Source organism: Anaerotignum neopropionicum (assembly GCF_001571775.1).
Taxonomy (GTDB): domain Bacteria; phylum Bacillota; class Clostridia; order Lachnospirales; family Anaerotignaceae; genus Chakrabartyella; species Chakrabartyella neopropionicum.
The window spans coordinates 333,948-351,035 of sequence record NZ_LRVM01000003.1; the positions used below are offsets into that span (position 1 = coordinate 333,948).

9 protein-coding genes and 1 pseudogene are annotated in these 17,088 nt (G+C 40.8%); all 10 read right to left on the reverse strand.

The genetic code is table 11. The features are described 5' to 3' along the window. Positions 1–302: 302 nt before the first annotated feature. Positions 303–2,777, reverse strand: a complete 2,475-nt coding sequence (locus CLNEO_RS07230; protein WP_066086573.1) for a CoA-disulfide reductase — start codon at positions 2,775–2,777, stop codon at positions 303–305. 414 nt (positions 2,778–3,191) lie between these two features. After that, entirely contained in the window at positions 3,192–6,653 is a 3,462-nt protein-coding gene (locus CLNEO_RS07235; protein WP_066086575.1) for a pyruvate carboxylase, read from the reverse strand. Positions 6,654–6,796: 143 nt separating this feature from the next. Then, complete coding sequence (gene radA, locus CLNEO_RS07240) at positions 6,797–8,197, reverse strand: DNA repair protein RadA (RefSeq protein ID WP_066086577.1); 1,401 nt, start codon at positions 8,195–8,197, stop codon at positions 6,797–6,799. Positions 8,198–8,274: 77 nt separating this feature from the next. After that, on the reverse strand, positions 8,275–8,691 hold the full coding sequence (locus tag CLNEO_RS07245; RefSeq protein ID WP_066086580.1) for a YajG family lipoprotein: 417 nt from the start codon (positions 8,689–8,691) through the stop codon (positions 8,275–8,277). Positions 8,692–8,848: 157 nt separating this feature from the next. After that, positions 8,849–11,296, reverse strand: a complete 2,448-nt coding sequence (locus CLNEO_RS07250; protein WP_066086676.1) for an ATP-dependent Clp protease ATP-binding subunit — start codon at positions 11,294–11,296, stop codon at positions 8,849–8,851. 420 nt (positions 11,297–11,716) lie between these two features. Further along, positions 11,717–12,385, reverse strand: coding sequence for an RluA family pseudouridine synthase (locus CLNEO_RS07260; RefSeq protein WP_066086586.1), 669 nt, complete (start codon positions 12,383–12,385; stop codon positions 11,717–11,719). A gap of 2 nt (positions 12,386–12,387) precedes the next feature. Continuing rightward, positions 12,388–14,436 carry a glycoside hydrolase family 13 protein gene (locus tag CLNEO_RS07265; RefSeq protein WP_066086589.1) on the reverse strand — a complete coding sequence of 683 codons (2,049 nt, stop codon included), beginning with the start codon at positions 14,434–14,436 and terminating at the stop codon, positions 12,388–12,390. Positions 14,437–14,774: 338 nt separating this feature from the next. Continuing rightward, complete coding sequence (locus CLNEO_RS07270; RefSeq protein ID WP_066086592.1) at positions 14,775–15,314, reverse strand: hypothetical protein; 540 nt, start codon at positions 15,312–15,314, stop codon at positions 14,775–14,777. Between the two features lie 145 nt (positions 15,315–15,459). Further along, the gene (locus CLNEO_RS07275; RefSeq protein ID WP_066086597.1) at positions 15,460–16,692 is read right to left on the reverse strand and encodes a 6-phosphofructokinase; all 1,233 of its coding nucleotides are present in this window, start codon (positions 16,690–16,692) and stop codon (positions 15,460–15,462) included. A gap of 282 nt (positions 16,693–16,974) precedes the next feature. Then, a pseudogene (locus tag CLNEO_RS15370) lies at positions 16,975–17,088 on the reverse strand (IS200/IS605 family transposase); the annotation flags it as partial.

Genomic DNA, 17,088 nt, shown 5'->3' on the forward strand with positions numbered 1-17,088 from the left:
ATCTGTATGAAAATAAATTCGGCAAATTCTCTTGCCCTTCTATTTTCGCTTCTTTTACCAATTTTATCATTATAGCATAAGCCCATACATGAGAATAGTTATTTCTATCTGTTTTTCTTATGCCGCCATAAATCTTGGTGGCAGCAAGCTTTTTCTTTCTGGTTGTCTTGCCTCAAAACCTTTGCTTGCGCTTGTCCAAAAAGCTGCTTATTCCTTCTCCCTGCAAAAAACGGCTATCTGTTTTAATTGAAAATCAACAGATAGCCGTTGCCCGTATTACTTTATTTTATTTATCTTCCACTTTAGATGAACAAATTCACATTAGATTCTTCTGCATCCCCAAGGTAAGATGCCACCCCTGCAAACTCAACACCGTCAATCAACTCATCCTTAGTAATTCCCATAATATCCATGGACATGGTGCAGGCAACCAATCGAATTCCTTTGTTCATTGCATACTGCATCAGTGTTTCAAGGGAATCCACATTTTTGTCCTTCATTACTTTTTTCATCATAGAGGTTCCCATGCCCGCCATGTTCATTTTGGACAGCTTCAGCTTTTTGCTGCCTTTTGGCATCATTGCACCAAACATTTTATCCATAAACGGCTTTTTCACAGAAGGCATATCTGATTTTCTCAAAGCATTTAGTCCCCAGAAGGTAAAGAACATGGTAACCGGTCTACCCATAGATGCTGCGCCGTTTGCAATAATAAAGGACGCCAGCACCTTATCCAAATCACCACTGAAAACAATAATTGTCTTTCCCTGTGGCAATTCTGCCACTTTATTTTCGTCATTTTGCTTCAGGCCCTCTGCGCCCTTTTTGATATACACAATGTTTTCCTTATTCTGCCGCTCTGTTTTTACCAGCGTATTTCCTGTTCTTCGACACCAAGAATCAATGTCTGCCGCAAATCCCATATCGGTAGCCGAAACCTTCAGTACTTCATTTTCCTTCATATCAGAAATTGCTTCGTGCACCTTCATGATGGGCCCTGGACACTGTAAACCACAGCAATTGAGTATCTTCATTTCTTGATCAGACACTTTCATAGGTTCTGCTGTTTTTTTTTGCGCTTCAAAACGAACACCGCTTTTGTTATAATGCATGGATTTATAAAATCCACTTCCGCAAGACAATACGGCTATATTTTTAAATCCCTTTTGCAGTAAGACTCTTGCCGCATTATAGGACCGTACCCCAATGGTGCAATACAGAATAACCATTTTATTTGGATCCAGCTCTTTCCATCTTTGATGGATTTCTCCCGAAGGAATATGAACGGAATCGGGAATTGCAAATACCATTCGCTCCATTTCTTCCGTTACATCCAATATGGTATATTTATTTTTCTTGCTTGCATCTGCCAATAAGGCATCTAATTCATCCCACTCGATAAAGCTTATCTGTCCGCGCAAAATATTTTCCGCCACATAGCCTAACATATTCACAGGATCCTTTGCTGAGGAAAAGGGCGGTGCATAAGCAAGCTCCAGCGCCTGCAAGTCATAGACCGTTCCGTCCAGTCGCATTGTAGTAGCAAGGGTATCAATGCGCTTATCTACGCCATCCTGCCCTACAATCTGACCGCCAAAAATTTTTCCAGCCTTGTCAAATAACATCTTAAGGGTTAGAGGTGTTGCACCAGGATAGTATCCTGCATGGGATTTCTGATTAATCAACGCCACAAAATAATCTTGATTTTTAACCTTACCCATGGCTTTTAATTGCTTTTCATTCAGACCTGTGCTGGCAACATTCAAATCAAACACCTTTGCCACAGCAGTTCCTAAGGTTCCGTTATAGGTTTTTTTATCTCCCACAATATTGTCCGCTAAAATCCGCGCCTGTTTATTTGCGGGGCCGGCAAGAGGTATCATGGTTTTATCCTTGGTAATATAATGGGTAACTTCAATCACATCGCCCACCGCATAAATATTGGGGATAGAGGTCTGCAGGTAGTCATCCACAAGCACGCCGCCCTTTTTATTCAGCGCAATTCCAGCCTGTTTTGCAAGCTCACTATTTGGTCGCACTCCAATGGATAAAATAACCATATCCGTTTCCACAACATTTCCGCTTGTCAATTCAATTTGAATGATTTCACCCTTATGATGGAATTCCTTTACGCCATCTCCCAAAATCAGGTTGACACCGTTCATAATCATATTTTCTTGAACCAGATTTGCCATTTCCAAATCTACGGGTGCCATTACTTGATTCTGCATTTCAATGACTGAAACATCCACACCTTCCTCATGAAGATTTTCTGCCATTTCAAGACCAATAAAACCACCGCCGATAACAGCTGCTCTTTTGGGCTTTTTCTCCGTGAGGTATGCTTTAATCCGATCGGTATCCGGCACTGTCCACAGGGTAAAAATATTGCCAGAATCAATCCCCGGAATAGGCGGCTTGATGGGGGAAGAACCTGTGGCCAAAATCAGGTTATCATAGGTTTCCTCGTAAATTTCCCCGGTTTTTCTATTTTTCACTTCAATTTTTTTCTCGTTGGGAATGATTTTTGTTACCTCGCTGGACACACGCACATCAATATTAAATCTATTCTTCATTACCTCCGGCTTTTGCACTAACAAAGCATCCCTGCTTTCGATTACACCACCGATGTAATAAGGCAAGCCGCAGTTTGCATAAGAAATATAATCTCCTCGCTCAAACATGATAATTTCCATAGCATCATCTCTTCTGCGAAGTCTTGTTGCTGTTGTAGCACCACCGGCCACACCACCAATAATAAGCGTCTTTTTAGCCATATCCAAGTCCCCCTCTGCTTTTTGTGTTATTTATTTAACCCTTCTTTGACCATATTATATTGTTTTTATCCACGTCCTGTCTGTAACCTTGTCACAGAAGAACCATCTCAACCAATATGGCCTAAAACTGTTGAAAAAATCCATCAAAACCGCTTTTTTCAAGTAAAACGGGGGAAATAAAGAAATAAAGTATTGAGGAAATATGTAAGGGAACACGATCTAACTTAAGAAACACAAAATTATAGATCAAAAATCCACTACTCTTATAAGCAGTAACTAGGTTAATTTTTTCATTCAAGGTGTTTGAGAGAACATGCCTTTTTATAAAAAACCCGATTTTAGCCTAACGCCAAATCGGGTTTTTTTACAGCTGTCTACAAAATGCATTACAGCTTTTATTGTAAAATTCTTCTATTATTCTTTCACAAAGGACACCAATAAATCCCCTTGGCTAACCTTTTCGCCCTCAACAGCATAAATTTTATCAATGACACCATCCTCTTTGGCTACAATCGAGGTTTCCATCTTCATCGCCTCAACAGTAAGCAAAGGTTGATTTTTCTTCACTGTATCCCCTTCTTTTACAAAAACCTTACTGATTGTACCAGGAATCGAGGATCCCAAGTGGAAAGGATTATTTTTATCCGCCTTTAATTTTCTGTCGCTCTTTACCTCTAAATTCTGATCAAGCACCTTTACCTCACGCACAGCACCGTTGATTTCAAAGGTAAGGGAACGGAAGCCTTCAGAATCAGGGTCAGACATATCCATATATTTAATCAAAATATTTTTGCCTTCGCCGATTTCAATACTGGTTTCTTCCCCCTTGGCCAAACCAAAGAAATATACATCACTGGTTAACTTGGAAACATCTGTATAATATTCCCAATGATAGCAGTAATCATCATATACCTTAGGGTACATTGCATAGCTAATAATATTTCTTGGATTGATGCGCTTCATCGTATGCGTTTCAAGCAAATGCTTTTCAATGGCCTTCAAATCCGCAGGAGCCAATAAAGCACCTGCTCTGCCTTCGATAGGCTTCTTGCCTTTTAATACAATATTTTGCAATTCCTCAGGAAAACCGCCTTCGGGCTTGCCGATGTTACCCATAAAATAATCCACAACTGAATCGGGGTAGGACAAATCCTTGCCCTCGGTTAAAATATTGTCTTGATTCAAACCGTTCTTGGACATAAAGATTGCCATATCTCCAACCACCTTAGAAGAAGGTGTAACCTTGATAATATTACCCAAAAGGTCATTTGCCTGCTTATACAACTGCTTAATTTCTTCAAAGTTGTCTGCGGAACCCATAGCCTTAACCTGAGCCAGTAAGTTTGAGTACTGACCGCCGGGGATTTCGTACTTGTAAATTTCTGTATTGGGTGTTTTCATTTCACTTTCAAAGCCTGTGAAAATCTGACGAACACCGTCATAGTAGCGACTTAATTCCGTCAGCTGGTCCGTATCCAAGCCAGTATCTCTTTCCGTTCCCTTTAATGCCTCAGCAACAGCGTTCATAGATGGCTGGCTCGTTAAGGAGCTCATAGACTGGATTGCCAAATCGGCAATATTTACCCCTGCTTCTGCCGCCATTAAAACAGTACTAACGCCGTTGCCTGTTGTATCATGGGTATGCAGATGCAAAGGAATACTCAACTCAGATTTTAATGCGGTAAACAGCTCTTTTGCTGCGTATGGCTTCAGCAAGCCAGCCATATCCTTGATGGCAAAAATATGGCAGCCCAGTGCTTCCAATTCCTTTGCCTTACGCACATAGTACTCCAAGGTGTATTTTGTTTCATTTGGATTTAAAATATCCCCTGTATAGCAAATTGCACCCTCAACAATTTTACCTGTTTTCAAAGATTCTTCTATGGGCATTTTCATATTTTCAACCCAGTTTAAACTATCAAAAATACGGAAAACATCTACGCCTCTTTCTGCAGAAATCTTGATAAATTCCTGTACCACGTTATCCGGATAGTTTGCATAGCCAACGGCATTGGATGCACGCAACAGCATCTGAATTAAGGTGTTTGGCATTGCCTTAGATAACTGCTGCAAGCGAATCCAAGGAGATTCCTTTAAGAAACGATAAGCAACATCAAAGGTCGCACCGCCCCATGCTTCCACAGAAAATGCTTTTTCCATGGCCATATTGGTTGCGGGTGCCGCAACAATTAAATCGTTGGTACGCAAGCGTGTTGCCATCAAGGACTGATGGGCATCACGCATGGTTGTATCTGTAACAAACAGGCGTTTTTCCTTCATCAAGCTCTGGGTAAATTCCGTTGCACCCATTTTCAAAAAGGCATTCTTTGCACCATTTACTTCAATGGTAGAGCCATCCTCATTCATCCCAAAGGATGGGGGAACAATTTTATCAAACTCAGGCTTATTGCCCTTAGACTCGTTTACAATTTTGTTACCGATAAATTCAGCAATCTTTGTAGCGCGGTCTTTTCCAGGAACAATATGGAACAGTTCGGGTGTGCTTTCAATGAAAGTTGTTGTACATTTTCCATCCACCCAAATCTGACTTTTCAATACGTTTATAAGGAAAGGAATGTTGGTCTTCACACCACGAATTCTTGTTTCCTTGAGTGCGCGAATTGCTTTATGGGTTGCATTCTCAAAGCGTCTGTCATGGGCGATGACTTTAACCAGCAAGCTGTCATAATATGGTGTGATTTCCGCACCAGTGTAAGCGGTGCCGCCATCCAAACGAATGCCGTTGCCTGCTGGAGAACGATAAACGTTGATTTTGCCTGTGTCAGGCAGGAAGTTATTGGAAGGGTCCTCCGTTGTAATACGCAGCTGAATGGCATAACCATTGCAAGTAACATCCGCTTGTGAAGGAATTCCGATTTCAGTGGAATTAAGAGGATAGCCTTCCTCAACTAAAATCTGAGCTTGCACAATGTCGATTCCCGTTACCGATTCCGTCACGGTATGCTCAACCTGAATTCTGGGGTTCATTTCGATGAAATAATAGTTTTCATCAGCATCAACCAAAAATTCCAGTGTGCCTGCATTTTTATAACCAACATGCTTTGACAAACGAACGGCATCGTTAAAAATCTTTTCTCTAACCCCATCGCTTACTGTGAAGGCAGGGGCAAACTCCACCACCTTCTGATGACGTCTTTGCACAGAACAGTCACGGTCAAAAAGGTGGACAACGTTTCCGTATTTGTCGCCCAAAACCTGAACCTCAATATGCTTGGGATTACGAAGATATTTTTCAACAAAAATCTTATCATCACCGAAAGCCTTTTTGGCTTCGTTTCTTGCTTCTTCAAATTCTTTTGGCATTTGATCTGCGTTATTTACAATACGCATACCACGGCCGCCCCCGCCATTGCTTGCCTTAAGCATAACAGGATAGCCAACCTTTTGCGCAACCTCCAGCACCTCATTCAAATCGCGAATCGCGTGATCAACGCCGGGGATGATTGGTACATTACACTCGATTGCCATTTGCTTGGAGGAGATTTTATCCCCCATTGCATACATTACTCCAACCTCAGGGCCAATAAAAGCAATCCCTGCTTTTTTACAAGCGGAAACAAAGTCAGGATTTTCGGAGAGGAAGCCATAACCAGGATGAATGGCATCTGCGCCCTTTGCCTTTGCAATTTTAATAATATTATCAATATCCAAATATGCATCAATAGGCCCTTTTTCAGGATTCAGCATATACGCTTCGTCTGTTTTGGTACGAAAAAGAGAGTATTTGTCTTCTTTGGAAAAGATACCTATAGTCTGGATTCCCAGCTCGTTCAAAGCACGATACACACGAATGGCAATTTCGCCACGGTTTGCTACAAGCACCTTTTTAAACTTCTTAATTTGTACTTCCTGCATTTTTATACCTCCCTAATCATTATGCTTTCTAATCAAAACCCTTGGTTTACAATTAAAAATCTTGTATCTATTATAATATACGTTGGCTTATTCGTAAACTAAAAATCTATAAAGGATTATATAAGTAAAACTTATACATTTCGTCATTTTTTCCTACTTGGAAAAATTTTCCCCATTAATTGTATAAGGTTTTTGCACTCAATGACTTCCAAATTATCCAATTTTACTTTCCTAGCTCCTTCAAACGCTACAAATACCTTTTTGAAGCCCATTCTATCCAGCTCTCTGATGCGCCCTTCCATGGCAGGAATTTTTTTCAATTCGCCAGTCAAGCCCACATCGGCAATGAATGCCCAGTCTGAGGGAAGGGGGAAATCACGAACACCGGAAACGATACTCATTAATACTGCTAAATTTGCAGCTTGTTCCTTTAGATACAAGCCTCCTGTTGTCTTTACAACCACATTTTTATCATATAGTTTTATCCCGCCACGCTGTTCCAATACGGATAAAAGTGTATTTAAGGTATCTTTTTTCATGTTTTCGCTGATTCTTAAGGGATAGGCCATAAAGGAATTGGAAACCAGGCTTTCAATTTCCGCAATGACCGGACGAGAGCCTTCCCGTAACACCGTAATGGCACTTCCTGAAACCCCATCTCCTTTTTCTCGTTTGGTCACAAAATATTCTGATGGATTATCAATGGAGGCAAGCCCTTTTTCTGTCATGGCGAAAAAGCCCATCTCCCCCGTACTGCCAAAGCGGTTTTTTGTAGCAATTAAGCTTCGCAGCTCCTCCGCCCCATCGCCTTCCAAAACCAAAACCGTATCCACCAAATGTTCTAAGGCGCGCAAGCCTGCAATTTCATCGTTCTTATTCATCTGCCCAATCATAAATACTGCTCTGGGTCGCACTTTATTTTTTGCGCTTTGCACCAATGCCGAGGCACACTCCATGGTCTGGGTGGGATTTCCTGCTCTGGAGGGGTAAAATTCCGCCAAAGCAAAGGTTTGAATACTATCCAGAATAATCAAATCCGCATCAATCTCTGCGATTGCCTCCAGCACCCGATCCATAGAAGTATCCGCCAAAATCCAAATATTATCCTCCACCTTTTCCAAAATACGGTCAGCTCTGCTTTTGATTTGGCTGTCGCTTTCTTCGCCGGATGCATAGAGAACCCGTTTCCCTGACTTTGCCAATTGGCTGGCAACCATTAAAGACAGGGTGGATTTGCCTCCCCCGGGGGGAGAAGTAATGATGGTAACGGAATCCCTGACAATACCCCCGCCCATAACACGGTCAAATTCAGCAATCCCCGTAAATAAGCGTTCATCCCCCTTAATTTCAACTTCTGACAGGCGAGAAACAGACTGCTTGGTGGAGGTTTTCGTTACAGCCCTTGTGTAAGCCTGTCCCTTTTGCCCCTTCACCTCTTCTTGCTCCTCAAATGTATTCCATTCTCCACATCTTGTGCATCTACCCGCCCATTTTGGACTGACGTATCCACAAGAGGAACAAACATATACTATTTTAGTCTTCATCTCTCCACTCCCTGCCATAAAAAATTCTACATTTAGAAAAAGTGGACTGTATTTTAATACAGTCCACTTTGCATTTATTAGCCAATCTTTTCAACCTTTACATATGGCATGTTATTATTATGTAATTCCACGCTAAGGGTTACCTTGCCCGCCATATTTGTTTTTACTTTGCCTACATTTACATCGTCAATCAAAATTTTATATTCCGTTAACGACTCCATTTCCAAGGTTAACTGCACATCTTCCTGGCCTTCCACCATGAAAAATGCACCATGCTCTGTTAATAAAAATTTATGTATGGTAGCGCCAGGCACTACCTCCATGAGCATTTTTCCGTTTTTTTCCAGCTTTGTAATTTCATTATATGTTTTAACCTTGTAAAGATCTCCTTGCACTTCAAAATCCAGAACTTTTTTCTTTTCTTCCATCAAATAGTTTCCGAAGCTGATACTTCCATCTTCTTCTTGACGAATCAATTCTTCGATTACAGCCATTACGTTACCTCCCAATAAATCACCAATAAAATATACTTTCGAAATAAAATGCTAAATTTCGCCAAATTTTTCTCTTTATTTGGATTAGGTTGATTATAACACAAAACAAGGTTTTGGTATATACCCAAATTTATTATTTTAATAGGTAAAAAAACAATTATTTAACATTTCTGAAGGAAAATCCATTTGTTTTTATACCCACTGATACCTTGGAACCACGCTTAAAGTTTCCGCTTAAATACTCCTCAGCAAAAACATCCTCAATCTTTGTTTGCAGCGCACGGCGCAAAGGTCTGGCGCCATAGGCCTTATCGTAACCAACCTCAGCGATTTTTTCAATTGCCTTGTCTGTAAAGGTCAAGGTAATGTCCATATTTTCCTGTACTCTATCAGAAAGCTGTTTTGCCATAATTCTTACAATTTCCACAATATCCGTTTGTTCCAAGGGATGGAACACAATAATATCGTCAATTCGATTAATAAACTCCGGTTTAAAAATATTTTTCACTTCATCCATGACGTTTTTCTTCATGGACTCATAGCTTTGCTCCGCTGTTTCCACACTGGTAAACCCTAATTTTTTGGGTGCAACAATGTTTCTTGCTCCTGCATTTGAGGTCATAATAATTACGGTATTTTTAAAATCAACCTTTCTGCCTTGCCCATCGGTAATATGTCCATCATCCAGCACCTGCAAAAGGATATTAAACACCTCTGGAGATGCTTTTTCAATTTCATCAAAAAGAATCACGGAGTATGGATTTCTGCGAACCTTTTCACTAAGCTGACCGCCTTCTTCATAGCCAACGTATCCCGGAGGCGCTCCTACCATCCTGGCAACGCTGTGTTTTTCCATATATTCGGACATATCAATACGAATCATTGAATTATCATCGCCAAAAAGCGCCTGTGCTAGGGCTTTGGAAAGCTCTGTTTTCCCAACACCCGTTGGTCCCAAAAACAAGAAGGAGCCAATGGGTCTATTGGGATCCTTTAACCCCACTCTACCACGGCGAATTGCTCTGGCAACAGCCTTCACCGCCTCATGCTGCCCTACCACTCTTTTGTGCAGCGTTTCCTCCAAAGCAAGCAATCTTGCGGTTTCTTCCTCTTTTATACTCTGCAGGGGAATTCCTGTCCAACGGGATAAAACCTCTGCCACTTCCTCAGGAGTAACGGTATGGTCATTGGTATTGTTATTTTGCTCCCACTCTTTTTGAGCTTCCTTTAATTGTGTGCGTAAAGCGTCCTGCTGCTTTTTAATCTGCCCTGCTTTTTCAAAATCCTCGGATTTGATGGATTCCTCTTTTTCTTTCTCCATTGCCGTCAGTTTCTTTTGCAAATCCTTCACAGCAATTGGTGTAGAATATGTTTTTAAACGCAAGCGGGAAGCAGCTTCATCAATCAAATCGATGGCTTTATCCGGCAGAAAACGATCCGTAACATATCGCATGGAAAGCTTCACCGCAGCCTCCACTGCTTCATCTGTAATGGTTACTTTGTGATGCATTTCATATCGATCTCGAAGGGCACGAAGCATACTGATTGCAGACTGTTCGCTGGGTTCCTCCACTTTAACGGGCTGAAAACGGCGTTCAAAGGCCGCATCCTTTTCAATATACTTTCGATATTCGTCCAAAGTGGTAGCACCAACGAGCTGTATTTCTCCCCGCGCAAGGGAAGGCTTTAAAATATTGGAGGCATCAATGGCACCCTCCGCCGCACCTGCACCGATAATGGTATGGATTTCATCAATAAACAGAATAATATTACCGTCTGCCCGCACCTCTGCCAAAGCCTTCTTCATCCTATCCTCGAACTCACCCCTATATTTTGAGCCGGCAATTACAGCTGAAAGATCAAGACTGATGATTTGCTTGTTTTTCAAAATCTCAGGAATATTTCCATCGGCAATTTTTTGCGCCAAACCCTCAATAATTGCAGTTTTCCCCACACCGGGATCTCCTACCAGACAAGGGTTATTCTTTGTTCTTCTGCTCAAAATTTGTATAATCCGTTCAATTTCCAAATCCCTGCCTACAATCGGATCAAACTTACTATTTTTTGCCATTTCCGTAAGGTTTCGGCTGAATTTATCCAAGGTTTCTGTTGTGCTCTTTTCATTTTCCTCACCTTTGGCGCTCATCCCCTTCACGCCGGCGGTTTCACCATCAGTGGCACCAAGCATATTCATGATATCTGAATACACTTGATGACGGTTTACGTTTAACTCCATTAAAATTTTATTTGCAATATTGTCTTCTTCCCGAATAAGGGAAATCAACATATGCTCTGTGCCAACATAACCTGTACCCATCTTTACCGCCTCTTGCAAACTAAACTCAACCACCCGCTTTGCTCTGGGCGTGTAATCCACAGGAACATAAAAGGTTCTGTTATGTTCGTTCAATGTAACAATTCTATCCATTATCTGGTGATAGGTTATGCCTTGTGTTTCCAACGCCTTTGCTGCAACACTTTCTTGAACGAGGGTTAACCCCAGCAAAATATGCTCCGTACCCACATACTTGTTTCCTAGCTTTAACGCAGCCTCTTGGGCCCTTGCCAAAACCTCTTGTGCTTTTTTCGTATATTTTCCTTCCATCATCTTCACCTTCCTGTCTTGTTAGCCATCAAAGCCTGTGATTGCTAATTCTATGTTTAAAATAAAAGAACCTTTCAGTTCTTCCTGTGTGTAGACAAAGTCAAAACCTTGGGGGCTTTGCCCTCAAACACCTACAAGGGTTCTACCCTTGACCCATACAAAACCACAAGAATATGCGGTTATAATAAAGTTTTTGTTCTTGCTTTTTTCAAAAAGCAAGTGGATTTGGGCAGCGCCCAAGGTTTATCTTCAGTCTGAAAGAACCTTTCAGTTCTTCTATTCTTTTTCATATTTAATAAATTATACGAAGGATATGATAAGAGGATACCCCAAAACAATATTTTTAAAAAAATAATCAATAGAACTCCCCTTATGATACCCACATTATAATACATAGAACACCAAAATGCAAAGCCTGTTTTATCTTTTTCCATAAAATAAGCGAAAAGCACCTTCTGACGGCATTTCTTCAAAAATCCAAGTTTTTTTTGTAATGGGATGTTTCCCTTTTAAAGCATAGGCCCAAAGAGCAATTTCCGTCTGCCCCCTTCGTTGAAACTGAGGGTTATATTTTTTATCTCCCCAAATGGGCGCGCCTGCATGAGAAGTCTGCACCCGAATTTGATGATGACGGCCTGTTTCCAATTGTATTTCCACATAACTTAATGTCTGATTTTCTTCCGTTAAAGTTTCCAACACCTCATAATGCAAAATGGATTTTTTTGCCATTCTATCCTTTGATGAAACAACCTCCGAAAGATTGGTTCTCATATTTTTTTTTAAATAATCCATCAAAGTACCCTTTTTCTCTGGCAATTTGCCGCAAAGAACGGCACGATACCTTTTTTCCAAAAATCCCTCCTGCATTTGCTTCACTAAATCGGTTTCAGCTACTTTTGTTTTTGCAAAAACAAGGAGTCCACCGACGGGTCTATCCAGCCGGTGAATTAAACCAAGGGATTGTTCGCAATACGTCTCCAAGGCGGAAAGCAAATCCAAATCTCCTGTTTTATCGGCCTGGGTGGGCATGCCTTGGGGCTTTCTAACAACAAGCATTGTTTCGTCTTCAAATAATATTTTCCATTCCATTCCTACACTTCCTTTAAAAGAACACCGCTCTTTGGCTCAAGCTGCAACCGAATATGCCCGTTTTCCACCGTAACACTTGAACTCTCCGTATGATAACCCCTCTCCTGTGAGGTCAGAAGAATTTTCATTCTTCCCTTTTCCCTTACACCAATTTGCCAAACAGGAACAAATATCTCTCTGATATTATGGCAATTATTTAGTATGACAACACAACGATTCAGCTCCGTAAATCTTCCATAGCCAATCACGCCGTATTCGCCAAACAATTGCTTGAAAGAACCAAAACGCAGCGCTTCATTTTCTTTTCGTAGGCGGATACAGTCCTTATGGAAAGCAATCAGCTCCATATTTTCCTTTCCCCAAGGATAAGGTCTGCGGTTGTCAGGGTCCGTCCAGCCCATGACGCCGGCTTCATCGCCATAATAAATCGTCGGCGAGCCTAACCACGTCATTTGAAACAACACAGCCTCCCGCATTACAGATAAACAAACGTCCTCCGCCGCCGCCGCCGCGCCTTCCCTGTCCAGTCTGCCCAGCTGCCGGTTTGTTCGTGTTAAAAATCGAGAATGATCATGATTTGAAAGCTCATTCATCGCAGTTGTTATGGCCTGTATGGGCAGCTTTGACATTTGATAAATCATACTGCCCCAAAATACATCAGCATTATTATATAAATCATCCCTTGCGTGGGTGCTATGCTTAGAAACTCCTGTCAAAAACCAAGTTAAAGGCTCCATAAACGCATCATAATTCATAATGCTATCCCATTGATCACCCAAAAGCCACGGCTTTGCTTCCCCATAATGCTCTGCTAAAATCAGGGCGTTTGGGTTCGCTTCTTTTACTGCATTTCGAAATTCCTGCCAAAACAAATGGTTAAACGCTTTGGATTTCCCCAAATCCGCCGCCACATCCAGCCGCCAACCATCTGCACAAAAAGGTGGCGAAACCCATTTTGCGGCAATTTCTAAAATTTCCTCCATAAGCGCAGGACAGCCTTCAATATTCAGCTTGGGATGGTTTTCGTATCCCCACCAGCCTTCATATTCATCCCCATCTTCATTCCAATAGAAATAAGGGTGATAAGGACTGTTTTTATCTTGGAAAGCACCTTTGCTTTTACCGAAATAGACGCCCTCTCTATCCAACCATTTATGAAAGGCCCCGCAATGATTAAACACACCGTCAATAATTACCTTGATGCCTCTTTTATGGGCTTCCCCAACCAAAGCGGCAAAAAGCATATCGCTCTTTTCCAAATTGGTTTCATTGGTAATGCGGGTAATATATTTGGTTGCTTCCCTATTGTTTTCGGAGCCAAAGAGCAGTGCGCCCTCGTCCACCTCGATTATGCCAAGATGGGGATCGATATGCTCATAGTCTTGAATATCGTATTTATGATTGCTTGGAGATACAAAAATTGGGTTCAAATAAATTGCATCAATGCCCAAATCCTCAAGGTAATCCATTTTTTCTAAAATGCCTTGCAAATCACCACCGTAAAAATTACGAATATCTTCAATCTCAGGGTTTGAAAACCAATCCTCCACTCGCTTTACCGGCTTTTCCAAATAACTATATTCATTACTTAAAACGTCATTATTTTGATCTCCATTAAAGAAGCGGTCAGGAAATATTTGGTACATCAGCGCTCCCTTTGCCCATTGGGGCGTATGATAGTTTTTCAGAATTTCAAACCAACCTTCGTTTTGATATTTCTCAAACACACCGTATTTTGTATAATAAAGGGTAAAACCTTCCCCTTCGATGCAAAAATAATAATGTTCCGTTTCCGCCGAAGGCGGTAATTCAACTTGATAATAGTCAAAAACAAAGCTTGCCCTCTTTTTTTTCATAGGCAAACGACTTTTTTCTCTACAAAGAAACGGTTGTAGTACAATATCCCTCCCTGTTCTCAGGGTAATGGTAATGCTATCCTGTTGGGAGGGTTCTGCCGGCATTCTAAAATTTATCGTTTCATCGCTAAAAATTGCTTGTGAACAAAAATAAGGAATATTTTTCAGCCAAAAATAATCAGAATAGTCTGGCATAATCCACCTCCTTTGCTTAGTTTTTATCAATTCTACGGTCGCAAATGACACCTTGCTCCGAATTTCACTGGAGTTATTATATCATAAAAGAATAAAAAGAAAAGGGGAAATTGTGCATTACTAAACCCATAAGATTTGCAGTAATTTTGTCGAAAAAACAACTTTTAAGCACAAAGGAAAAAGAGCAGCCTGCCGATGACTGCTCTTATCCAAAAAGAGAAGGTATTTCTTATTGGGATTACGGATTTACCGCAATGTGAAAATATTGGGGAGTTTTCACGAATCCATTATAACATGTGGGACAAAAAATGTCTAGCATAAATTGTTAAAAATTTTAATTAACTTGTAAAATCAGATAACAATCTTACTAAATTTTCTTCACCCAAAACATACATCCCTTCTCTTAGTTCCTGTCGCTCCGGCTCAGGCAAAACTGAAATAGGAACTTGCGTTACTTCTTTCAGCTTCATTTTCTTATTCACATCTTCAATAAAAACAGCCAAATACCCTTCGTATTCCTTTAATAAATATACCTCGCTGCTTTTTCCTTCCACAGAACAACGCAAAATCACCTTTTCAGGAGAAAAATAAACAATTTGCCAGCCGTTATAAATGCTTTGCAACTGTTCACGGTTTAAGCCCTCCAGAAAATCCGGAACGGGCTCTTCAATTTCTTTTGTAATTGCGTCCTTTGTGTAATAATACTGGTATATAATTTTACCGTCTTTTTTCACGGTTATTTCTTTCTTTACAACAGAAATTGACTGCTCTTGCATTGGAAGATTTTCCTTTTCCTGGTTTTTCGCTGTGAAATAATAGCCTAGCCCCAGCGATAGAAAAAAGCCGGCAAGGGCCAAAAGTACAACTTTTTTCTTCATAATAAACCACCTCGAAAAAAGTATGCACTCATTTGGAAAAATTTATACAATATTATCATAATGCTTAATCAATTAACCCATTTACTAAAATCACTGCCAATATACCAAAAAATTCTTCAAAATATCCTATTTTATTTCCAAAAATTTATTTCGCTGTGGGAATCCTAAAATGCACAGGCACACCATTTTCATATGTACACGGCAACTCTCCTTGAATTAAGGGGAACAAATACTCAATCATTTCTTGTGTTACATCGTTACCTTCTTGATTAATCCAATCAAGGGGAATGGTCTTAACCTTGTTTGCAATTTTTTCAATCTCCACAAAACCTATCTCAAAACGATAGGGCTTCGTAGATATTCTTTTGATTACCGCCATTTTTCCGGTTTCACCGGTAATGGCATAGTCTGCCGCTGCCATCCCAAGAAGCCTGGATTCGTAAATATCTGCTGCGCTTGCCACATGGGATGCACAACGCTGCATTAAATTAAGCTCAACACTTCTTACCTTGCAACCAATTTCCTGACGCACAACTTCTTCCAAAAATCTTGCTGCACCGGCTAAAATTTTATGGCCAAAGGCATCCGTCGTTCTATTTTGCAAACACTCGGTTATATATTCACCGTTTTCATTTTTAATCCCTTCACTTACCGCCACAATCACCGCATGCTTTTCCGCCAGCTTATCTCGTACATCCTCCAGAAAACGATCCACTGAAAAAGGCTTTTCGCAAACATATATTAAATCAGGCGCAGCACCGCCATTGATTCTGCCTAAAACGGAGGATGCCGTGAGCCATCCTGCATCCCGCCCCATCACCTCTACAATGGTTACGGCAGGCAGTGCATAAACATTACAATCGCAGGCAATTTCCGAAAAAGTGGTGGCAATATATTTTGCCGCAGAACCAAACCCCGGACAGTGATCCGTCTCCATCAAGTCATTATCAATGGTTTTGGGGGCGCCCATAATGCAAATGTCATTTATGTTATGTAATCGGCAATAGGTTGCAAGCTTTTGTACCGTATCCATAGAATCATTTCCACCAATATAAATAAAATAACCAATATGATACTTTCTAAAAACAGAAATAATCTTTTCAAATTCAAAGGCACTCTCTTCCCACGGAGAAAGCTTCATTCTGCAGGAGCCAAGTGCCGAGGATGGCGTCTGGCATAAAAGCTGTAAAGACTGTGGGTCAGAAAGCAAGGAATTTAATTCAATAATCCTTTCCGCTAAAATACCCATAATTCCATTTTGTGCTCCATAAACCTTGTCGATATTTTTATCTGACAAACCCTTTTCAATCACGCCGCATAAGGTTGCATTGATTGCCGCAGAAGGCCCACCAGATTGCGCCACCAGTAAATTTTTCATTGAATCCGTCTCCCCAATCCATTCTATTCCTATAATATATAAAGCTTATTTTATTATAGATGTTCTTCGAGAAAGAAACAACAACATTTTATTCCATTGCAAATTATTTTACTATGATGCATGCCACCGGCAATGAATAATACACAAATCTCCACAATCATCACCACCAGCTCAGCTGGTGGTTTGCTCTGCCCCTAGAAGGGGCTTTTACCAACTTGCATCTAAAGATGCATTGAACGGTTTGCCAACCGTTTCTTATTCTCTGGCTACTGCTAAAGCAGTTTACTTCTTGCCTGTGCTCACTTGCTCACCCGTAAACGGGTCAATGTATTCTTTTAGCGTTATTTGGTCTGCCGTTAAGTCCTCTTGGATCTGATTTCTTATGTACTCTTCTAT

Coding starts and splice junctions, on each gene's coding strand:
- CLNEO_RS07235 (WP_066086575.1), bottom strand. CDS start 6,653: ATGCAGGAAGTACAAATTAAGAAGTTTAAAAAGGTGCTTGTAGCAAAC.
- CLNEO_RS07230 (WP_066086573.1), bottom strand. CDS start 2,777: ATGGCTAAAAAGACGCTTATTATTGGTGGTGTGGCCGGTGGTGCTACA.
- CLNEO_RS07265 (WP_066086589.1), bottom strand. CDS start 14,436: ATGCCAGACTATTCTGATTATTTTTGGCTGAAAAATATTCCTTATTTT.
- CLNEO_RS07250 (WP_066086676.1), bottom strand. CDS start 11,296: ATGGAAGGAAAATATACGAAAAAAGCACAAGAGGTTTTGGCAAGGGCC.
- CLNEO_RS07260 (WP_066086586.1), bottom strand. CDS start 12,385: ATGGAATGGAAAATATTATTTGAAGACGAAACAATGCTTGTTGTTAGA.
- CLNEO_RS07245 (WP_066086580.1), bottom strand. CDS start 8,691: ATGGCTGTAATCGAAGAATTGATTCGTCAAGAAGAAGATGGAAGTATC.
- CLNEO_RS07275 (WP_066086597.1), bottom strand. CDS start 16,692: ATGAAAAATTTACTGGTGGCGCAATCTGGTGGGCCTTCTGCGGCAATC.
- radA (WP_066086577.1), bottom strand. CDS start 8,197: ATGAAGACTAAAATAGTATATGTTTGTTCCTCTTGTGGATACGTCAGT.
- CLNEO_RS07270 (WP_066086592.1), bottom strand. CDS start 15,314: ATGAAGAAAAAAGTTGTACTTTTGGCCCTTGCCGGCTTTTTTCTATCG.